The organism is Nostoc sp. S13 (genome assembly GCF_029379315.1).
Classification (GTDB): domain Bacteria; phylum Cyanobacteriota; class Cyanobacteriia; order Cyanobacteriales; family Nostocaceae; genus Nostoc.
Window position 1 is genome coordinate 65,110 of sequence record NZ_JAQYWQ010000014.1, and the last position, 19,307, is coordinate 84,416.

Genomic DNA, 19,307 nt, shown 5'->3' on the forward strand with positions numbered 1-19,307 from the left:
ACGTGCAGGTTGTTTTGCAGTTGATTCAGTCATAGTAATTAACCCCATTTGTTAATGCTGTCTTAACTTTATTTTACAGAAAGTAAAAGCGATCGCTTTTACTTTCTACGCGATTTAGCAATTAACCAAAGATAGCGAAATGTAGTTCAAATACATGAAAACTGCTGTAATTACGAATTACGAACTATACAGTGAAGCATCCTAGACTGAAGATATATCTTCTATCTAGAATGCTTCACAATAAAAAATTGTTGCTGATACAACAATTAGGGACAAAATGTGATATTTAAACTAGAGCTATCAGCTAGCAGAAACCGTCAAACTGCCGGGTTTCTGGAGATCACCTTGCAAAACCACACCTCGCTGATTGGCATAGAGATGACGCAAAATCTTGTAAATTGCCTCAACTTGCTCTGATGCACCTGCCTTTTCGGCGAGTTCCTCAAGAGAAAGGGGAGTTTTTTCTTTTTGTAGCACTGCTACCACTCGTGTTTGCAAATCGATAATGGTGGCGGCTGCTTTTTTGCCAGCTTCTACCCCTGGTTGATGGTAGGCGTTGACGTTGACTAAGCTAGCATATAAACCAACAGCACGTTCATACAAAGCAATTAATGCCCCTACAGTTCGGGGGTTAACTTGGGGAATGGTAACTGTAATCGAATCGCGGTGATTTTCATAAAGCGCTAGTCGGGTTCCTTGGAGAAAACCGGAAAGATAATCGCCTGATGTAACTCCCGGATCTATTTCAGTGGATGGGCCCTGACGATCTTCCAACACTTCGATGAAGGTAGCAAAGAAATTCGCTACACCCTCGCGTAACTGCTGGACGTAAGCGTGTTGATCTGTTGAGCCTTTGTTGCCATAAACGGCAATGCCTTGATGGACGATGTTGCCATCTAAGTCTTTTTCTTTGCCCAAAGATTCCATCACCAGCTGTTGCAAATAGCGACTGAATAAAAATAAGCTGTCCTTGTAAGGTAGGACAACCATATCTTTTTCGCCCCGTCCATTGCCAGCAAAGTACCAAGACAAAGCGAGCAAGGCCGCTGGGTTATTTTTCACATCTGGGACGCGGGTAATGTCATCCATTTCTTTTGCACCATCTAGCATGGCGCGAACATCAATGCCCTGCAATGCTGCTGGTACTAGCCCCACAGCAGACATTTCTGAGGTGCGTCCTCCTACCCAGTCATACATAGGGAATCTGGCCAGCCAGCCTTCATCTTTGGCTAGCTTATCGAGGTTGCTATCAACGCTGGTAATAGCTACCGCATATTGGGCAAATTCTAAATTGTGTCCAGCGTAGGCTTTTTTAACTTCAATCATGCCGTTGCGAGGTTCCGGCGTTCCCCCAGATTTGGAGATTACCAATACCAAAGTGCTGGCGAGGCTATTTCGCAGATAATTAAGAACGCGATCAATACCGGCGGGATCGTTGTTATCGATAAAGTGAAGTTTCAGGGGCGGGAAATCAGGAGCAAGGGCTTCAGCTACGAATTGGGGGCCGAGGGCGGAACCACCAATTCCAATGGAGATAATATCCGTGAAGCGGCTTGCTCTGGGAGGATGAATAGCACCTGTTTGGACTTTTTCGGCAAAGGCTTCGATTTGTTCTAGGGTTTGGACAATTTCTTGTGTAAGTTCTGGCGCTGGCGCTAAATCAGGATTTCGCAGCCAGTAGTGTCCAACCATGCGGTTCTCGTCGGGATTTGCGATCGCACCCTTTTCCAGTTGAGCCATATCCGCAAACGCCTTCTCAAACTTCGGACGCAACGAATCCACGAAGGCATCATCGAACCGTATCCGACTTACGTCTAAGTACAGTCCCAATCCCTCGTGGAAATATAACCAGTTTTGGTATCGTTGCCAAAGTGCCCTAGCATCCATAGGGAAATCTCAAATAAAGTGTTTTTCAAAAACTAGTTTAATGTAAGGTTATAGCAATCCCTGCCTAGCCTTATACTGTTTACAGTTTTAAGTATTCGCTTGACTCTCTGCTTAAACATCTGGCATAGGGATGACACGCAGAAATTTCACAATTTCACCCCTGATTTCTATACCAATCAGATAATTATCCAGGGTGAAGCGGTGAAAAATGCCTTCACTATTAAGCTGTCGTAGTTCTTTTAAATCAGTTAGCTGCCACTTTTGGGCTAACTCAATAAAGACAAAATCATGCACCCGCTCGTAGGCAGCAGGTTCTAAATTCTTCAGGTCTAGCAAAAAAGACCTTGCATAGCGTATTTCTAGACTCACTAGGCGTTACCTTAACCAAAACTTGAGGGACAACACCAAAAGAGTGGTGAGTTGAAAGTGCTGAGTCAAGAAGTAGTACTAAGACTTACAATTCAGCACATGGATCTAAAATCCTCTGGCTTTAGCTCTAAATAAATAATAAACAAATTTCTTCCTAACTAATCCCTTAGCATTAACTATGGGCTACCACTCAGCACGGACTAAACCCTAGCTATCCGCTAACACCACTACTGAATCAGAAAAACATCAACAGTCTTATCGCTTCTTCATGGGTTAAGATATCCCACGGTTGCTGCGATCGCTTAACTTGTTCTATGGCTTTGAGCATATAAAAGTCATAATGTAAAGCTTCGAGAACGTCCCAAATGTTTTGCAAATCTTCATCGCCTAACTGCTCGATTAAGTGATGCATTCTAAGCCGCAGCAAATTCATACGTCAATATTCCTTACAAGCAAACACCAACAATAAATAGTATTCCCAAAAAATTAGCTCCGCTCAAGCTACGCTAAAATTTATTGCCTAAAGCATCGATGAGCTTGCCGAACTGAGGAAGGGCATCGCTCCTAACTCCTAACTCCCCACTCCCACTCCCACTCCAAAACATGGTTGAATATCTCATTTTCTTAGCAATTTCTACAGCAATTTTCGCTCTATTCGCACTAGGACTCAATTTGCAGTGGGGCTTTACCGGGCTAATTAACTTTGGTCATATTGCTTTCATGACCCTCGGAGCATATACAACCGTATTGTTAAGCTTAAAGGGCGTCCCCCTACTGATATCGGCAGTGGCTGGGGCAATTGTCGCCGCCTTCTTGGGTTTGATAATTGGTTTTGCGACTCTGCGCTTGCGGGAAGATTACCTGGCAATTGTCACCATCGGTACAGGGGAACTAATTCGTTTGGTGGTAAATAACCAGGAATTACCTGTGGGTGACACCTGGATTTCTGGGGCGTTTGGCGTACAAAGTTATCGCATACCCCTATCTACAGAGCCGAATTTGTTGTTTGTCAAATTTGTGACGATTGGGGTGTTGACACTACTAGCTGCCGTCACTTTTTTTAGCTTATGGCGATGGATTCGGATTACGCAAATATCTCGGACTACTGATTTAGGCAAAAGGATAACTAACAAACAAGAATTTGCATCCCGCCTGGGAGTAGCAATTGTGTTAGCAGTTTTGGCAGCAGCGATTTATATTTCAGGGGTGATCGGACTGTATAATTACAACCCAAAAGCGGGTTTAATGCTGGTGTTGCTGTTGGTTTTAGCATTTGTATACTGGCGCTTAGAAATTTTGGTGCGATCGCCTTGGGGTAGAATTCTCAAAGCGATCCGCGAAGATGAAGAAATTCCCAAGGCGCTGGGAAAAAATGTCTTTTGGTATAAATTACAATCTCTCATGCTTGGAGGTGCGATCGCCGGGATTGCTGGTGCTTTCTTCGCTTGGCAACTGGGCGCAATTTATCCAGATAATTTTCAACCGCAAATCACCTTTGACACTTGGATTATGGTGATTTTAGGCGGTTCTGGGAATAATGTTGGCACAATTTTAGGTGCGGTAATTTTCTTTGCTTACGATGCATTGACACGAGAAGTCTTGCCCAGAATCGTCCCCCTTGATGAAGCACGTTTGGGTGCATTTCGGATCATGGTAATCGGACTATTTTTGATGGTACTGATGATTTGGCGACCTCAAGGTATTCTAGGGAAAAAGGAGGAACTCACTCTTGGTAAATAACCAGTCATCGCCACTTCCCCTTTTGGTAGCCACTGGACTTTCTAAAAGCTTTGGTGGTGTCAAAGCAGTTAATGAGGCGAAAATCGAAGTTGCTAAAGGCAGCATTACAGGCTTGATTGGCCCCAATGGTGCTGGTAAAACTACTTTATTTAACTTACTCTCAAACTTCATCCGCCCAGATAAGGGACGAGTGATTTTTGACGGCGAACCGATTCATAACTTGCAACCATATCAAATCGCCCAGCAGGGAGTAATCCGCACTTTTCAGGTTGCACGGACTCTCTCGCGGTTGTCGGTGTTAGAAAATATGCTGCTGGCGGCGCAAAAACAAACGGGTGAAAATTTTTGGCAGGTGCAGTTGCAACCGCATGTTGTGGCTAAGGAAGAAAAGGAACTCCAAGAGCGAGCAATGTTCCTATTAGAATCAGTGGGTTTGGCAAAAAAAGCACACGATTATGCTGGTGGTTTGTCTGGTGGACAACGCAAGCTGCTGGAAATGGGACGGGCGTTGATGACTAATCCCAAGTTAATTTTGTTGGATGAACCAGCTGCTGGGGTGAATCCGAAATTAATTGATGATATTTGCGATCGCATTATCACTTGGAACCGTCAAGATGGCATGACCTTTCTGATTATTGAACACAATATGGATGTAATTATGTCCTTGTGCGATCGCATTTGGGTACTTGCCGAAGGACAGAATTTGGCTGACGGTACGCCCGCAGAGATTCAAACTAATTCCAAAGTTCTAGAAGCTTATCTAGGGAAATAATAATGTGGTTTGAAGTTTAGACTGACCATATATTGGGTAATAGATATTACCTTTAATATCGATTTGAGAGAAAGTCGCACACGTTCTTAAATCTTCGGAAATTTGGCTTATGTTAAAATCGAGTTAAATATATTAGTAGAAAAAGCTTTTTATGTCAATGATGACAGTCAGAGATTTAGAGCAAGTTCAAACCGCTTTTAACGAAGCAGGTTTAGATTACCAGCTGGAACTGGAAAATGGGAAAATTTCAATAATGGGCCCGTCAGATATTGTATCCAGCGAAATCAGTAGTCGTCTGATTGCCTTTCTCTTTGCCTGGATAAATCCTCGTCGCTGGGGAAGAGTGTTTGATTCTGCTGGCGGTTTCATCATGCCAGATACAAACCTCAAAGCACCCGATGTTTCCTTTGTTCGAGCTTCCCGACTTCTCCAAAGTCCTCGTTACTTTGGAGAACTTGTCCCTGACTTGGTGGTAGAAATTAAATCTCAGAGCGATAAAATTAAACTTATAGTAGCCAAAATTCTAAAATTTATAGAACTAGGTGCGATCGTCGGCATTCTGATTGACCCTGATGAAGAGACAGTTACAATTTATCGCTCTACAGGCGAACCGACAGTTTTAGAAAATGGCGATACTTTAACGATACCAAAACTTTTTCTTGGTTGGGAATTGCCCATTACTGAATTGTGGCCTCCAATCTTTACCGAGGAAGAAACACAAATTTCTTGAATAACTTAAGAAAATAATAGTATAGGTTTAAATTTTATTTTTTTTAATCTTCGTTATTTTCTGCAAAATTAACTTGCTCGTAAAGGTCGCGCAATTCAATTTGAAAATCAACCGTTTGCAGTGATAAAATTGCAGATTCATGTTCAAGTTCAGTAAATGACCATTGACTTTCCGCAGTTTTTACATACTGCATCACATGATAGTGATATTGGTCAATTAAAATATATTCCTTGAATTCTGGAATAGAGCGATAATAAAGAAACTTATCACCTTGGTCATAATTTTTAGTCGATTTAGATAAAACTTCAGCAATTAACATCGGGTTCATAACCGTTGTTGTGCTGGTTCCTGTATAAATAGTTTGTCCCTCAATCACCATCACATCGGGATACGTATGCTGCCGATAACGGGGTATCCACAAACGCACATCACCAATATAAACATCATAATTTTTACGCCTTAAAGCAATTTTTAAAGATGCAGCTAAATTCAACGCAATTTTATTATGATTTGTAGTGCCACCCGTCATTGGTACAATTTCTCCATCACGATATTCGCTTTTATATTTCGCATTTTCTTCAATTTCTAAATACTCTTCAGGTGTGTAAGAAAATTTTTGTGTTTCTAACTGCATAAAGATACGACCTATGATTGTGCGGTTATCGTGCGGCTAAATTTTTTTGATTATATTACCATAGATAAATCTCATCTATTTTTAAAGTTATAAAAGTATTTGTTTAAGTTCTTGGCTAATTTCTGCTGCTTCTGTATTGCTTACCCACTTGCTTAAACCTAGCTGATTGAGTAACTTTTTTAATTGTAGATATAATTAACAGTTTGAGATTTCCTACAGGCATAGCTGATGAACGAGGAATAACGTGGAAGTGGATGTGCTTGACTTGTTCCCCCCACGAACAAACATGAATTTTAGCTGGTTTAATTACTTGTGAAAGTGCTGAACAGGTGTTTTGAATAATTCTACCTAAAGCATTCGCTTCTTCTGATATAAGTTCCGCTAAATGTTCACAATGTCGTTTGAGTTTGATAATTCAATATCCTGGTAACAGAACCGGATTCAAAGAATGTTCTACAACCCAGTAATTATCTTCATATAGCAGTGGACAGATAGCTTAAGACATTCGCAAATCCTAAGAGAGCGGCTGTCACAGCTATCTATAGCAGACTTGTCCTAACCATTATGGCAGCCGCTATAAATAACCCCACCAAGCGCTTGTACTTTTTCAGCCAGTACGCTGCAAGCAAGGCATCTATCCACTAACATCTATCATCTCCTTTGAACTGATTTATGTTGTCCGCCAATAAACCCCATTCTCTCGCTGCATTAACTGGCAAGCAATCAACTCTCGCCGTAAGGTGGCGCAGTCAGGATGGTAGCGTTTGAGAATATCATTTACTAGGCGTTCAGGGTAGTTGACTCCTATATCAAACTGGTTTGCTAACCATTTGAGAATTACTAAACGCTTTTTGCGACTAGCGGGGATTTCCTTGAGAGATTCGCCCTCGAAATAATTTTTTAACACTTTGCTTTCCCAAGCTTCAGTATCCACATCTTCTATCAAAGATGCCATTTTCTCAGGTGTAAAAATTTCCTTACTGATACTTTGCAAAGCCTCACTATCCAATTGATATAGACGGCTATTGCCATCAGGGCGCATCGTCACCAAATTTAGCTCCTTAAGTTTCGCTAAATGATGGGATACCGTCGGTTCCTTGAGTTGCAGTAGCACGGCCAATTCTTCGACGCTGCACTCGTGATTCGCCAGAATACCTACAATCTTCAATCGGCTATCATCCGCTAATGCTTTGAAAAAGCGGAGTAAGATGTTAAATTGCTCTGGTTGCATAACATACTTCTAATTAGATGTCTATCTAATTAGAAGTATATCTAATCGAAAAGCTCAAATCCCCGACTTCTCAAAAAAGTTGGGGATTTTCTTGTTCAGTTTAACTAAACTGTTCCTCTGCATCGAGGTTAAACAGCATTTGTAGAGTTTGCATACAGCGCCGTCTGGCTTCAACATCTTGTTGCGATCGCAATTGCACCATCGGATCATGTAAAATTTTATTGACAATTCCTCGTGTTAATGCTTCAATCACCTCTTGATGTTTTTCAGCGAATTCCGAACCCAATCTCGACAAAGCTTTTTCTAGTTCTTGTTCGCGGATGGTTTCGACTTTATTTCGCAGACAGCTAATAGTGGTTACAGTTTCAAGAGAGCGCCACCAAATATCAAAGGCTTCCACTTCTTCCTCTAAAAGTTTCTCTGCTTCCTGTGCAATTTTCCGACGGCTTTCGTAGTTTTGGGCTACTACTGCCTTCAAATCATCCACATTAAACGCCTGCACATTTTCCAATTCATTTACATCCGCATGAACATTACGCGGCACAGAAATATCAAATAACATCAGAGAGCGCTGAACTTCTAAAACCATTTCCAACTTGGCACGGTCAAGTATCGGCTCTATTGCAGAAGTACTTGTAAACACCAAATCACTATCGGCAATGACGGTCATCATTTCCGATAACGGATGAATTTGAATAAGTTGTTGAGGGAACTGCTTTGCTAATTCTTGGGCGCGATCGCGAGAGCGATTTACAATACTAATTTGCACAGCACCTTTAGAAAGTAGGTGTTGTACCAGCAGCCGCGACATTTTTCCAGCACCCAAAATTACTACTCGGCAAGCAGCTAAATTTGCCACTTTTATTTGTGCTAACTCCACAGCTGCCGAACTAATAGAGACAGCGCCAGTACCAATACTAGTTTCAGTGCGAACCCGCTTCCCAGCTGTCAACGCTTGTTTAAATAATCGATTCAAAATGGTTTTTATACCGTTATATTGCTGCCCCAGTTTGTGAGTAGTCTTCACCTGAGCCAGAATTTGACCTTCTCCGAGTACCAGACTATCTAAACCACCTGCTACCCGCATGACATGCATCACTGCATCATCATGTAGCAGCATAAATAAGTGTTGTCGCAGATAAAGCACGGGCAATTTGCTATGTTCGGCAAGAAACTGAGTTACTTCTCGGATACCTTGATCTGTTTCACTGGTAACAATGTAGATTTCCAAACGGTTACAAGTGCTAAGAATTGCAACTTCGTCAATATGGGGATAGCTGGTTAGATGAGCGATCGCACTTTCAATTTGTGGTTCTGGAATGCTCAGTTTCTCCCGGACTTCTACTGGGGCTGTTTTATGGCTTAACCCCACCACTGCTATATTCATTTTCTAAATTGTAGTTACTAGTTGGTAGTTGGCAATCTGGCATTGAGTGAGAATAGGGAATGGGGAATTTTGTTCTTGGTTGATATTTTTGCAACCAACAATTAATCACTAACTACTAACTACTAACTACTGTAAGGGTAAAGCATTTTGGTGGTAATTTTTCAGTTTTATAGAAAGATTTCTTTCCTTATGCTTTGCCCCTACTTTTACCATTCCCCATTCCCTAAAAATTAGTTCAGCTGGAGAACTTTTGGTTCACCAAACAAGTGAATTGTGTCAACAAATCGAGCCGTTTTCGACTGGTTGGAAATAACCAAGCTTTGAGTTCTTGCTCCGTCCTTGAAGAAACGTACACCTTGCATGAGATTACCACTGGTAATGCCGCTAGCAGCGAACAGAATAGTTTTACCAGATGCCAGTTCATGAGCATCATAGACCTTATCGGCGTCATTGATATTCATAGACTTTAAACGATCAAGGTTAGCTTCTTTGCTTTCTCCAATCAGACCTGTTTTTACTATTGCGGGATCGTAGATCAATTGACCTTGGAAATGTCCGCCCAAAGCACGCATTGCTGCTGCCGAGATTACACCTTCAGGAGCCGCACCGATACCCATCAGCGCGTGGATATTAGTTCCAGCAAAACCACAGCTTATAGCTGCACCCACATCACCATCTGAAATTAGCGCGACTCTCGCTCCAGCCTCACGAATTTCTTTAATTAAATCGTTATGGCGTTCGCGCTTCATGACTACTACTACAAGTTCATCAATACCCCGGTCTAAAACCTCAGAGAGAATCTTCAGGTTTTCCGTGGCTGACTTGTTGATGTCTACCTTGCCCTTAGCTGCGGGAGGTGCTGCTAACTTCTTCATATAAAAGTCAGGAGCAGCAAATAATCCACCCTTTTCAGAAATTGCCAACACAGCCATCGAACCAGGTTGTCCATAAGCTACCAGGTTCGTACCTTCACAGGGGTCAACTGCGATATCAATTTCAATTAGTTCATCTGGGTTACAGAAGCTTTCAGCATTTGGTTGGGTACAGATACCAACTTCTTCCCCAATGTATAGCATCGGTGCGTCGTCGCGTTCGCCTTCCCCGATCACAATGCGACCACGCATGTGGATTTTATTCATCCGTTCCCGCATAGCTTCTACAGCTACCTGGTCAGCGATGTTTTTTTCGCCTTTCCCCATCCACTTTGCGGATGCGATCGCGGCTTGCTCTACTACTTCAATAATCTCTAAACCAAGTGTATTTTCCACAGAGTCCGCCCTCTCAACTGCTTGAATTTCCGCCGTTTTATCTGGCTATTTCAGACTTCAAGTCTACCAAAGGGCGGATACACCTGGAAGAAAGTTAAGTTTTACTGCTAACTGGTTACAAAAGTGCCAGTTAACACATCCTGATTTTTTACTCTCTAACTACTCCAGTATAAAGCGTGTTCAAAAGTAACTAAGTTAATAACTGGCACAAATGGGTAGCAGTCTATATTTAAAATATTACTTGTCTTCAGGTATAAAATAATAAAGAAAAAAGCTGAGAAATTCATTAAAAACTCAAAAATAAGCGAAAAACGAGGCGTAGAGTAAATAGCTTGTCAAATTAAGAGGTTAATCGTGTTTATCGACTACATCACACTAATGTTGATCAATATGGTAGCTGGGTTATTTCTACTAGCTGACTATGTGTATCGTGGTATAGATAGTTCTAATCAAAGACAGTGGATTCCGGGATTTGGGATTACAGGCGCGTAGACGCGAAGCGGCTTGTCGCCAGACATCGCACTCACAACTGGTTTACATATGAGCTTCACCTGGCCAGTAATCGGTAGCTTTAACATTGCCTTCGGTGAAACAAGCGTCTTATTTGGTATCTTGTTTGTTGCGGCGGCGATCGCACTGGCTCAAGGTTGGGATTTATTCACAATAGCGATTTACGGCTTCTTTGCTGGTGTAGTTGCGATCGAAGTAGGTATCCGCATCATCAACTTGAATTTGACCAAGCAACCGCTTTTGTCGGGAATCGGCTTTATTTTAACTGGATTAGGTGGTATTTTTGCAGCGCCAACCCTCTATTTGAAAGCCAACCGAACTTGGCGGTTAATTGCTGTAGCAGTGCTAATAGTAGCTGCTCTAATTTGGGCATTGACTGGATATTTGTCTTACTGGAATCATTTAGAGAGTTTCCAAAAGTGGGTTCCAGCCCGAATGCGGTAGCCAATGCCAGCAATGATCTAGGCTAGAGATATAGTTAAAACCTTGCTTAAAAAAATATGCTGGACTTTCTTAATCCTCTCTTAAATCGCCATCCAGAGCGAGTCAAAGCCAACGTCGAACTTTACACATGGCAAACTTGTCCTTACTGCATTCGTGCCAAGATGCTGCTGTGGTGGAAAGGTGTAAATTTTACTGAATATAAAATCGACGGCGACGAAGCAGCCAGAGCTAAAATGGCAGAACGCGCTAACGGACGCCGTAGTGTACCGCAAATTTTTATCAATAATCAGCATATTGGCGGCTGTGATGACCTCTATCAGCTGGACACACAAAGTCAACTCGATCCCCTTTTAGCCCAAGCCGCCATTTAGAAATTAAATTAGCCTCCAACGGTTAGCTTGGTAATGCTATCTTGGGCAACTTTGGATTTTAAATTGTGTTTAGCCGTGTGGCGAAAGTTTGCCTACCTTTGTCTCGTTCCCAGTCTCCGACTGGGAATACCTGATCGGAGGCTCCGCCTCTTAACTTAATGTCAGGACTTACGCAACAATCAATAATGTAATTTCATCATTACGACCGTTCGCTTTTAGCGTTCCCGCAGGGTAAGGAAGCATAAGTCCTTCGGACACGCTTCGCGAACGCAAAGCCTTATTTTTTCGTCGTAACTGCGTAAATCCTAAATGTGTTGAATTTTGAAGTTTTTATATTGATAAAAATATGCTAACTAAGTATACAGAATATCTGATACATCAACAATGGATGAGTTGTGCCGTAGAATTAGCAAAAGCAGCAGCTGATGCAGGTGAAGTCCCTGTAGGTGCTGTTATCATTGATTCAACAGGCAAATTGCTAGCAGAAGGAGAAAACAGAAAAGAGCGCGACAAAGATCCTACCGCTCATGCGGAAATTCTCGCTCTCAAGACAGCTGCAACAACTCTACAAAATTGGCATCTTAATGAATGCACCCTTTACGTAACTCTCGAACCTTGCCCGATGTGTGCAGGTGCTATTGTCCAAGCGCGTCTAGGATTACTTGTATATGGAGTAGACGATACAAAAACTGGCGCAATTCGTACAGTTATTAACATACCCGATAGTGCTGCTTCTAATCACCGTCTCCAGGTAATCGGAGGTATTCTAGAGTCAGTTTGTCGTCAGCAATTACAGGCTTGGTTTGCCACTAGGCGGCGTAGGTGAAACTAACGGACAGAGGTAAAACTGTCCATCTAGTACGACACAAATCACGCAAGAGAATCTACGGTGTAACTAGTCAGGCTTTTTGTTAAATTTTACGCGTCAATCAGCTGCATCCTTCATGATGGAATTTTACTCTTCATCCAATACCTGCCAGCACATACCAGCAAATCCTCAGGTAGCTGCTACTACCTCAAGGGTTTCTCCTTGGTTAAGTCCTTTGGCATATTTATTTGGGCGTCACTGCCTATTACCATTATTCTTTGGGCAAATTACAATAACCGGACAAAAAAATATCCCCACAACTGGGCCTGTGATCCTTGCGCCTACCCATCGGGCGCGTTGGGATGCATTTCTCGTACCCTACGCCACCGTTGATTGTCTGATAGAACAAGACTTGCGGTTCATGGTGACTATTGACGAATGCCAAGGTTTGCAAGGCTGGTTTGTCCGACGTTTGGGGGGGTTTCCTGTAAATTCTAAACATCCGTCAATCCGCACGCTGCGACATGGAGTTGAGCTACTTCAGCAGAAAAAAAACCTGGTTATCTTTCCAGAAGGTAACATTTTTCGTGATGGCCAAGTTCACCAGTTGAAGCCGGGAATTGGTCGTCTTGCTTTGAGTGCTGAATCTAGTGATTCCGGGCTGGGAGTGAAAATCATACCCATAGGCATTAATTACAGCCAACCTTATCCAAATTGGGGTACGGATGTGAGTATTCACATTGGCTCCCCAATCAGAGTAACGGATTACATGAGTGGCTGTATCAAACAAGATGCCAAAAGCATCACATCTGATTTAGCAAAGGCACTGCAACAATTAAGCCATCAAGAAACAAAAATTACTAATCACGCATTTGCAGAAATCACTAATTCTTGATTTGGAAAATCAGAGGAATTAATGCGTTGAGGTAGTCTATCATAGGTATCGCTGATCAGGAGGATTTAAGTTAGTTACTATACAACGGTAATGGGAACTCTATAAAACCGATTTTTAGTCTAAATCAGAGATACTTAGGATGTAGCTTTGCTTTGTCCAAGACCAAAACAGAGTTAAGATACCCGAAGTTTCCATAACTTTTTTATCTAGTTGTCGCACTAATTGATCCCATGAACACTGCTGCCGCTGTTACCTTGATGCACCGTACTTTTTTATCAGTCATAGCAGTCCTCAGCCTGCTATCACCTGTGAATGCTCAGGTATCACAGTCACCAGGCACTACCAGCCAACCACAACCTATTGACCCCAACGATCCGAATAATCTTCGCCCCATAACCCAAAATAACAGCCTTTTGAGCATTGAGGGTGGCGATCGCTTAGTAAAAGAGGCAGACCAAGCCGTTTCTGCTCAAAACTACCCCTTAGCTGCTAAGAAACTCCAAGAAGCACGTCAGGTTTATAATCAGTTATCTAATTTTTATCAAGAATTAAACTCTAGCTTTTCGGGAATTGACAATAAAGTTTCTGATTCTCAGCGTCAAAAAGCTCTATTAACAGCCCAAAAGCGAGATGAAGCCACCTTTCAGCTAGCATTGGTACATCGGGCACAAAATCAGCCAGAATTAGCCGTACCGTTGTTGATTCAAATAATTAAGAGTCAAAACCCGACGCGGGATTTAGGCAAGAAAGCCTATAAACAGTTATTTGAATTGGGTTTTGTTGATTCTCCCTATCCGAGAGAAGGTGGGAATTCATCTTCCTCATCCCAAAAAAAATAAATTAAATTTTTGTTGCCTGTTTTTCCCCATCTCCCCCATCTTTCACATCCTTCTCTCCCTGAACACCACCTTGGAACGCCTCAGTGTTAGGATAGAGCTATCCGCCGTAGCCAAAACCTGAGCGTTCTCAAAAATAAACCTCAGAGGCGCGTTTATCTACAGCCTTGCCAAAACCTGAAGTTAGCACAGGTATTTGCTCCATATCTGTTAATAATAGAAAAGTAAGTTTTTTCAGGAATAGCGATGATTAGTCCGCAGCAGGTTGAGGCAATGATCAAGGCGGAACTGCCAGACGCCCAGGTTCAGGTGCAAGACTTGACTGGTGGCGGCGACCACTATCAGGTGACAGTAGTTTCATCGCACTTTGCAGGTAAGGGACTGGTGCAGCAGCACCAGTTAGTTTATGGTGCGTTGGGGCAAGCTATGTCAACTGAAGCGATTCATGCCTTAGCAGTAAAAACATATACTCCCGAAGCTTGGCAAGGAACAACAGTTTCGTAAACATAGAGTTAGGAGTTAGGAGTTATCAGTTATCAGTTATGAATTTTTAACTCCTGATTCGTCATCGTTGAATGCAACATAGGAAACACAAATACCATGACCCCAGAAATCAAAGACAAAATTGATAACTTGCTAGAACAGAACAAGATTTTAGTTTTCATGAAGGGAAACAAGTTAATGCCCCAATGTGGTTTCTCCAACAACGTTGTGCAAATTCTCAATACTTTGGGAGTTCCCTTCGAGACAGTTGATGTTTTATCAGACTCTGAAATCCGTCAGGGAATTAAAGAATACTCTAACTGGCCGACAATTCCCCAAGTGTATATCAATGGGGAATTTGTTGGCGGTTCTGATATCCTGATTGAACTCTACCAAAAAGGTGAATTACAGCAAAAGGTAGAAGTAGCATTAGCTTCGTAACTAATTCGTAATTCGTAATTCGTAATTCGTAATTCGTAGCTAAGAATTCAATTACGAATTATCAATTACGAATTATTTTAATAGATTTCTGACAAAAATACTTGACCGAAAACGAAAAGGATACAAGCCCCTCTCTTACAAAGTTCTGAACGGAGGTTTCATCCGCTCAGACTTTGCACGAAATTTATGGAGAAGCAAAAATATGTATTTCGAGACGCACAGCGTGAGAAATACGAAGTCCTTATTACAAGCCTCTGAATTTATTTATAGGGATGATTAATTTTGAATTTTGAATTTTGAATTCGCAGCGAAGCGACGTGACCTGTCTTTGAATCAATTTCAGGTTAGGTCAACAATCCCCTCAGTCACATTGGCAAGACCAATATAGAGCTGAGGGGATACGTTTTATCAATACAATATCTCCAAAATCTCACACCAGGGCAAACCGTTGACCAATACAGATAATATGCTATAATTACCTGCCGTAATTAAGGGTTACTATCAATGACCAGATAAATGGTACTTAATAGTAATCGGGTTGTGGCTGTGGTTGCGGCACTGCAAAATTTGATCCATCGTATAAGTAGCGGCTGGCTTCCTCTTCTAAGCGATGAATCAGAAAAGGTTCAATGATGTTGCCATGTCGCAGTGCGGCTAGATATCCATCCAAATACATCCGCATATCATCTGTGCGATAACCGCGATTCCATAACTCGGCGAAGGCGTCGGTGAGTCTTTGGTAATAGCGGATGGTTTGTGTGTCTTGGAGCATAACTGCTGTATTAATCTCTTTGGAATGAGAATTGTAAATGATTCACGCTCAAATGTGAAGTCTAATTTCACTTTGGCATCAACTCAAAGTCACCACATCTACTTTGGGTAGTACCCTCCTAGCAGCTACAAGCTATTTTAATCCTATTGCAGAAAACATCGATTCTAGTTATCTGCTAAGTTATTTTTATAATTTTCATGCTCAACAGCCCAATTGTATTGGTGTTATGTTCCTGGATATGGGCACTAAATTTTGAAGAGAAAAATCCACTTTCACTATCAGGCTGAAAAGCTGTTGTAGTAATGGTTAGCTGGTTGGGTTATAGATATTTGCCACATTACACCCATCTAAAAGCGAAATGTTAAGCTAAAAGAACTTTTAATAAGTGTAACAACACTTTCGATAAATTTAATAAAAATTTAAGAATATTTCTAATTGCCTTTCGACAAGGCACAAATTAAAGATATTGCGACTCTTTTGATGAGGAAATGTAAAGCTAATAGTAATTGAAGTAACAAAGGCTACAAAACCTTAGAGATGGGCTTGTTACTTTGAAAGTCATCGACGCTAAGGGGTCTTGCCACTGTGGGTTCGGTTTGTATAGAAATCATTGAGGGGAATCCCCATCTGAGGTCGTTGCTAGGTTGGCACTTGCAACAACTGGAATACCGTGTGCATCAGGCTGCCAGCATTTATCAAGCAAGGGAAGTATTTTTAAGCCATCAACCAACACTGGTTGTTTTAGATGCAGACCTGCCTGATGGTGATGGCATTGAGTTTTGTCGTTGGTTGCATCGTCAACAGCAACCTCTGATTTTAATGCTATCTGCCCGTAATAGTGAAGCTGATATCGTCGCGGGTTTAAAGGCGGGTGCAGATGATTATCTGAGCAAACCTTTTGGAATGCAAGAGTTTTTGGCACGGGTAGAGGCACTGATTCGCCGTAAGCGCACACCTACCGCACCAGCTTATTTGGATTATGGCACTTTGCAAATCGATTTAGTTCAGCGCCGCGTTCGCTTCCAGGGGGAGTTCATCGACTTAACGCCTCAAGAATTCAGTTTGCTGTACGTTTTAGCACAAGCCGGGGGAGTGCCTCTGAGTAGGTCAGAATTGCTTCGTCGTGCTTGGCCTGACGCCATCGATAACCCTCGTACCATTGACACTCACGTTTTGTCGCTGCGGAAAAAGGTTGAACTTGATCCCCGGCAACCCAACTTGATTCAAACTATCCGCAATGTAGGATACCGTTTTAACATGGAAATTTTGAATACCAATATTTCACAGTCACAAACAAAGTTAACTAGAGAAAGATTTAGTAATCAACGTTCAACACTTAGTAGTAGTCAAGTGTGAATGGGGCATTGGGCATTGGGCATTGGGCATTGGGGTAAGGGGGAGTAAGAAAACGACTCTTGATTCCTATCTCCCGACTCATCCAAAATTTAAAATCCAAAATCGTCTTGCGCTTCTGCTTTAATCAAGCTTTTTCGTAATTGAACCCAGTCTATCTCAGAGACTCTTTGATTTGCCAATAAATGACCTTGCTGTAGCTTTAATAACCGAGTGCAAAACATCTGGGCTAGTTCCAGTTGGTGATTTACCATCAGAATCGTGGTTTGATGAGTTTGACTCAACTGGATTAAGACTTGCATTAGATTAGAAGCTGTACCAGCATCAAGGGCAGAGGTTGGCTCGTCTAATAATAATATTTTAGGCTGGATGACTAAGGCACGAGCGATCGCTACTAGTTGTCGTTGTCCCGCAGAAAGTTGTACCTCTGTTCGTCCTAACCATTCACTGGGAATATGCAGTTGTTCTGTCCAATGACTAATTCGTTGCTGAATTGTCTGTTTGGGCAAACCACGCAAAACTAAAGGATAAGCCAAGGCTTGCCCAACTGTCATCCCCAACAGTTTTGATTCTTGCAATACAAGTACAAGCATCTGGCGTAGCTGGATGACAGGAATTTGGCGATATTCTTGATTTTCTAGATAGATTTTGCCACTCGTGGGTTCAATTAGGCGGTTGAGGAGGGATAATAACGAAGTTTTACCAGCACCTACTGGGCCTACAATTCCAATGCGATCGCTCTGGAATACCTCAAAGGAAATATCCTGCAATATAGGGTATCCCTGCTGATTGCCAGGAAGTTGGGTTTTCAGCTTTGTAAATAGATTAACTTGCTCTAGCCTTAATGTGGCTTTTGCTATGACATTATCCAAGGCGACAGGGGAGTGGGGAGAAACAATCAATGCCCAGTTCTAAATTAATTGTCTGGTAGTTAAGGCTGTAGCGATCGCCCAGCCATCCACCAACAGTAACAGTAGCGTAAATCCCAGTAGAATCAGGTACATCCACGGTTGTGCTAAAGGGCGAACATCTGTGGTATCAATACCTGTCTTTACTTGCACAATTTGGACAAAACGGGCAAATCCAGCTACACGCATCGGTAGTAAATAAGCTTTCCCATCCTGGCTGAGGAAGTAATAAACTAGCCCTCCTTGACCAGTGGTGCGGGGTTTTAACTCTTTCACTTCTGACCAAGGTAAGAACCAGCCTTTACGAAAAAAACTAGATACCCAGGCGGGGTAAGTAACCTGAATTCCCTGGTCATCTACCATTACTTGTTCAGTCAATACAGCATACAAGGCAACTAAGCCGATGCTAATCCCTAGCCACAATAATTCTGGGGGCACGGGTGCAGCTGTTACCTGCGATAAGAAGGGTAATGGGACTGTGAGTGCTATGTACAGACTCAGCAGCGTTATCCGAATCAAAGGAGACAGGCGAAAAATAGAAGCTGAGATATTGGCTGAGTTTGCTGTCACGGCTTAATCATGAATTATTCGCTTTAAGTTCATACTAACCAAGAAGTTGGGCAGCATTCGGGCAAAAACTACGAAGACCTATTGATGCTTTCATTTTCTCCATGCTAGTAAGGCTTCGAGAAGAATACTTTCTTGAAATTGCCCAGATGGTTGGATGGCAAGTAGAGTGTCTTCCAAATCCTTCTCAAAGGCAGCTACTCGTTCTCCCAACAATGTAATGAACAAAGAGAAGGATTTACGCTGCGCTATGGCCAAAAACCAACGCTCAGACTTTCCGCAAAATTTCAAATAGGCTCAAGGTAAATACTTTTGTACCACAATCCAACCAGTAAGTGATACCCAGGCAAATCCCACAAACAGAATAACATTTATGCCAATGTGTAAAGGTCTAGCCCAAGGTCTTCTGGCACTAATTTGCGTAGCAGTGAAAGCAGACAGTAAAACTAATGCTACCACTATCAATCCAGCAACCAAGTGTGACGAGTGTCCCAAAGAACCAAAGTGACCGAGAGTGCCAACAATGCCGATCGCCAGCAATAATAGCACTAAACCTACCATGCTGATGCCCATTGTATAGTGGAGCGATCGCACCTCCCTACTTCCGCCCAGAAATGGGGTAATAAAAGGGAATTGCTGCGAAGTTCTCGCCCGAAACATCCAAACGCCGGTGACTGTTAACATCACATATGCCAGCAGGGACAACCCCATCGACCAGGCGGCTATTTTCCACAACCAAAGAAATGAAGGCAGATTCATAAGAATGATTGTAGATGAGATGAGGGAGATGAGGGAGATGAGAGAGATGGGGGAGATGAGGGAGATGAGGGGGATGAGGAGAATAATCAATGCCCAATGCCCAATGCCCAATGCCCAATGCCCAATGCCCAATGCCCAATGC

23 protein-coding genes and 1 pseudogene are annotated in these 19,307 nt (G+C 42.3%); 11 read left to right on the forward strand and 13 right to left on the reverse strand.

All coding sequences use genetic code 11. From position 1 onward, the window contains the following. Nucleotides 1–300: 300 nt before the first annotated feature. The 3 genes from PUQ00_RS07410 to PUQ00_RS07420 all read right to left on the reverse strand — a co-directional run bounded on the left by PUQ00_RS07410 (nucleotide 301) and on the right by PUQ00_RS07420 (nucleotide 2,689). A complete protein-coding gene (locus tag PUQ00_RS07410) occupies nucleotides 301–1,887 on the reverse strand; it encodes a glucose-6-phosphate isomerase (protein WP_300414690.1) in 1,587 nt (528 codons plus the stop codon). A 111-nt stretch (nucleotides 1,888–1,998) separates the two neighbouring features. Further along, entirely contained in the window at nucleotides 1,999–2,256 is a 258-nt protein-coding gene (locus tag PUQ00_RS07415) for a cytotoxic translational repressor of toxin-antitoxin stability system (protein ID WP_300414692.1), read from the reverse strand. A 235-nt stretch (nucleotides 2,257–2,491) separates the two neighbouring features. Continuing rightward, the gene (locus PUQ00_RS07420; RefSeq protein ID WP_300414694.1) at nucleotides 2,492–2,689 is read right to left on the reverse strand and encodes a hypothetical protein; all 198 of its coding nucleotides are present in this window, start codon (nucleotides 2,687–2,689) and stop codon (nucleotides 2,492–2,494) included. Nucleotides 2,690–2,859: 170 nt separating this feature from the next. Between PUQ00_RS07420 and PUQ00_RS07425 the strand changes: the two genes are divergently transcribed. From PUQ00_RS07425 to PUQ00_RS07435, 3 genes are all read left to right on the forward strand, one after another. Beyond that, on the forward strand, nucleotides 2,860–3,996 hold the full coding sequence (locus tag PUQ00_RS07425) for a branched-chain amino acid ABC transporter permease (RefSeq protein ID WP_300414696.1): 1,137 nt from the start codon (nucleotides 2,860–2,862) through the stop codon (nucleotides 3,994–3,996). Beyond that, the gene (locus PUQ00_RS07430; RefSeq protein ID WP_300414698.1) at nucleotides 3,986–4,768 is read left to right on the forward strand and encodes an ABC transporter ATP-binding protein; all 783 of its coding nucleotides are present in this window, start codon (nucleotides 3,986–3,988) and stop codon (nucleotides 4,766–4,768) included. The genes PUQ00_RS07425 and PUQ00_RS07430 overlap by 11 nt, the downstream gene beginning before the upstream one ends. 151 nt (nucleotides 4,769–4,919) lie before the next feature. After that, nucleotides 4,920–5,498 carry a Uma2 family endonuclease gene (locus PUQ00_RS07435; protein ID WP_300414700.1) on the forward strand — a complete coding sequence of 193 codons (579 nt, stop codon included), beginning with the start codon at nucleotides 4,920–4,922 and terminating at the stop codon, nucleotides 5,496–5,498. A gap of 43 nt (nucleotides 5,499–5,541) precedes the next feature. Here PUQ00_RS07435 and PUQ00_RS07440 read toward each other — a convergent pair whose 3' ends face one another. From PUQ00_RS07440 to glpX, 5 genes are all read right to left on the reverse strand, one after another. Beyond that, nucleotides 5,542–6,132 carry a Uma2 family endonuclease gene (locus tag PUQ00_RS07440; RefSeq protein ID WP_300414702.1) on the reverse strand — a complete coding sequence of 197 codons (591 nt, stop codon included), beginning with the start codon at nucleotides 6,130–6,132 and terminating at the stop codon, nucleotides 5,542–5,544. 115 nt (nucleotides 6,133–6,247) lie between these two features. Continuing rightward, nucleotides 6,248–6,547: an HIT domain-containing protein gene (locus tag PUQ00_RS32740; RefSeq protein WP_366145947.1), complete on the reverse strand. Its 300-nt coding sequence runs from the start codon at nucleotides 6,545–6,547 to the stop codon at nucleotides 6,248–6,250. Between the two features lie 255 nt (nucleotides 6,548–6,802). Continuing rightward, nucleotides 6,803–7,363 carry a metalloregulator ArsR/SmtB family transcription factor gene (locus PUQ00_RS07445; RefSeq protein WP_300414704.1) on the reverse strand — a complete coding sequence of 187 codons (561 nt, stop codon included), beginning with the start codon at nucleotides 7,361–7,363 and terminating at the stop codon, nucleotides 6,803–6,805. Nucleotides 7,364–7,463: 100 nt separating this feature from the next. Beyond that, entirely contained in the window at nucleotides 7,464–8,750 is a 1,287-nt protein-coding gene (locus PUQ00_RS07450) for a glutamyl-tRNA reductase (protein WP_300414706.1), read from the reverse strand. Nucleotides 8,751–8,980: 230 nt separating this feature from the next. Continuing rightward, nucleotides 8,981–10,018, reverse strand: a complete 1,038-nt coding sequence (gene glpX / locus PUQ00_RS07455; RefSeq protein WP_300414708.1) for a class II fructose-bisphosphatase — start codon at nucleotides 10,016–10,018, stop codon at nucleotides 8,981–8,983. Nucleotides 10,019–10,372: 354 nt separating this feature from the next. Between glpX and PUQ00_RS07460 the strand changes: the two are divergent. The 7 genes and pseudogenes from PUQ00_RS07460 to grxD all read left to right on the forward strand — a co-directional run bounded on the left by PUQ00_RS07460 (nucleotide 10,373) and on the right by grxD (nucleotide 14,806). Next, nucleotides 10,373–10,972, forward strand: a pseudogene (locus PUQ00_RS07460) (DUF981 domain-containing protein). Between the two features lie 56 nt (nucleotides 10,973–11,028). Continuing rightward, complete coding sequence (grxC, locus tag PUQ00_RS07465; RefSeq protein WP_300414710.1) at nucleotides 11,029–11,343, forward strand: glutaredoxin 3; 315 nt, start codon at nucleotides 11,029–11,031, stop codon at nucleotides 11,341–11,343. A gap of 346 nt (nucleotides 11,344–11,689) precedes the next feature. Further along, nucleotides 11,690–12,169, forward strand: coding sequence for a tRNA adenosine(34) deaminase TadA (tadA, locus tag PUQ00_RS07470; RefSeq protein WP_300414712.1), 480 nt, complete (start codon nucleotides 11,690–11,692; stop codon nucleotides 12,167–12,169). 118 nt (nucleotides 12,170–12,287) lie between these two features. Then, nucleotides 12,288–13,046: a 1-acyl-sn-glycerol-3-phosphate acyltransferase gene (locus PUQ00_RS07475; protein WP_300414714.1), complete on the forward strand. Its 759-nt coding sequence runs from the start codon at nucleotides 12,288–12,290 to the stop codon at nucleotides 13,044–13,046. A gap of 230 nt (nucleotides 13,047–13,276) precedes the next feature. Beyond that, on the forward strand, nucleotides 13,277–13,885 hold the full coding sequence (locus PUQ00_RS07480; protein ID WP_300414716.1) for a hypothetical protein: 609 nt from the start codon (nucleotides 13,277–13,279) through the stop codon (nucleotides 13,883–13,885). 243 nt (nucleotides 13,886–14,128) lie between these two features. Continuing rightward, on the forward strand, nucleotides 14,129–14,386 hold the full coding sequence (locus PUQ00_RS07485; protein WP_300414718.1) for a BolA family protein: 258 nt from the start codon (nucleotides 14,129–14,131) through the stop codon (nucleotides 14,384–14,386). A gap of 96 nt (nucleotides 14,387–14,482) precedes the next feature. Beyond that, complete coding sequence (gene grxD / locus PUQ00_RS07490; RefSeq protein WP_300414720.1) at nucleotides 14,483–14,806, forward strand: Grx4 family monothiol glutaredoxin; 324 nt, start codon at nucleotides 14,483–14,485, stop codon at nucleotides 14,804–14,806. Between the two features lie 523 nt (nucleotides 14,807–15,329). Here grxD and PUQ00_RS07495 read toward each other — a convergent pair. Further along, the gene (locus PUQ00_RS07495) at nucleotides 15,330–15,578 is read right to left on the reverse strand and encodes a DUF6761 family protein (protein WP_292837705.1); all 249 of its coding nucleotides are present in this window, start codon (nucleotides 15,576–15,578) and stop codon (nucleotides 15,330–15,332) included. Nucleotides 15,579–16,163: 585 nt separating this feature from the next. Here PUQ00_RS07495 and PUQ00_RS07500 point away from each other — a divergent pair. After that, the gene (locus tag PUQ00_RS07500) at nucleotides 16,164–16,934 is read left to right on the forward strand and encodes a response regulator transcription factor (RefSeq protein ID WP_300414723.1); all 771 of its coding nucleotides are present in this window, start codon (nucleotides 16,164–16,166) and stop codon (nucleotides 16,932–16,934) included. A gap of 89 nt (nucleotides 16,935–17,023) precedes the next feature. Here PUQ00_RS07500 and PUQ00_RS07505 read toward each other — a convergent pair whose 3' ends face one another. The 4 genes from PUQ00_RS07505 to PUQ00_RS07520 form a co-directional block, all read right to left on the reverse strand. Further along, entirely contained in the window at nucleotides 17,024–17,803 is a 780-nt protein-coding gene (locus PUQ00_RS07505; RefSeq protein ID WP_300414733.1) for an ATP-binding cassette domain-containing protein, read from the reverse strand. 39 nt (nucleotides 17,804–17,842) lie between these two features. Next, nucleotides 17,843–18,409 (reverse strand): hypothetical protein, encoded by a 567-nt coding sequence (locus PUQ00_RS07510; RefSeq protein WP_300414725.1) that lies wholly within the window; start codon nucleotides 18,407–18,409, stop codon nucleotides 17,843–17,845. A gap of 90 nt (nucleotides 18,410–18,499) precedes the next feature. Further along, entirely contained in the window at nucleotides 18,500–18,634 is a 135-nt protein-coding gene (locus tag PUQ00_RS07515) for a hypothetical protein (RefSeq protein ID WP_300414727.1), read from the reverse strand. Between the two features lie 69 nt (nucleotides 18,635–18,703). Next, complete coding sequence (locus tag PUQ00_RS07520) at nucleotides 18,704–19,165, reverse strand: DUF4079 domain-containing protein (RefSeq protein ID WP_300414729.1); 462 nt, start codon at nucleotides 19,163–19,165, stop codon at nucleotides 18,704–18,706. Nucleotides 19,166–19,307 lie beyond the last annotated feature (142 nt).

Excerpts from the sequence above, each read along its gene's own strand:
- PUQ00_RS07410 (WP_300414690.1), bottom strand. The coding sequence starts at position 1,887 with ATGGATGCTAGGGCACTTTGGCAACGATACCAAAACTGGTTATATTTC.
- PUQ00_RS07420 (WP_300414694.1), bottom strand. The coding sequence starts at position 2,689 with ATGAATTTGCTGCGGCTTAGAATGCATCACTTAATCGAGCAGTTAGGC.
- PUQ00_RS07425 (WP_300414696.1), top strand. The coding sequence starts at position 2,860 with ATGGTTGAATATCTCATTTTCTTAGCAATTTCTACAGCAATTTTCGCT.
- PUQ00_RS07435 (WP_300414700.1), top strand. The coding sequence starts at position 4,920 with ATGTCAATGATGACAGTCAGAGATTTAGAGCAAGTTCAAACCGCTTTT.
- PUQ00_RS07440 (WP_300414702.1), bottom strand. The coding sequence starts at position 6,132 with ATGCAGTTAGAAACACAAAAATTTTCTTACACACCTGAAGAGTATTTA.
- PUQ00_RS07445 (WP_300414704.1), bottom strand. The coding sequence starts at position 7,363 with ATGCAACCAGAGCAATTTAACATCTTACTCCGCTTTTTCAAAGCATTA.
- PUQ00_RS07450 (WP_300414706.1), bottom strand. The coding sequence starts at position 8,750 with ATGAATATAGCAGTGGTGGGGTTAAGCCATAAAACAGCCCCAGTAGAA.
- grxC (WP_300414710.1), top strand. The coding sequence starts at position 11,029 with ATGCTGGACTTTCTTAATCCTCTCTTAAATCGCCATCCAGAGCGAGTC.
- tadA (WP_300414712.1), top strand. The coding sequence starts at position 11,690 with ATGCTAACTAAGTATACAGAATATCTGATACATCAACAATGGATGAGT.
- PUQ00_RS07475 (WP_300414714.1), top strand. The coding sequence starts at position 12,288 with ATGATGGAATTTTACTCTTCATCCAATACCTGCCAGCACATACCAGCA.
- PUQ00_RS07480 (WP_300414716.1), top strand. The coding sequence starts at position 13,277 with ATGAACACTGCTGCCGCTGTTACCTTGATGCACCGTACTTTTTTATCA.
- PUQ00_RS07485 (WP_300414718.1), top strand. The coding sequence starts at position 14,129 with ATGATTAGTCCGCAGCAGGTTGAGGCAATGATCAAGGCGGAACTGCCA.
- grxD (WP_300414720.1), top strand. The coding sequence starts at position 14,483 with ATGACCCCAGAAATCAAAGACAAAATTGATAACTTGCTAGAACAGAAC.
- PUQ00_RS07495 (WP_292837705.1), bottom strand. The coding sequence starts at position 15,578 with ATGCTCCAAGACACACAAACCATCCGCTATTACCAAAGACTCACCGAC.
- PUQ00_RS07520 (WP_300414729.1), bottom strand. The coding sequence starts at position 19,165 with ATGAATCTGCCTTCATTTCTTTGGTTGTGGAAAATAGCCGCCTGGTCG.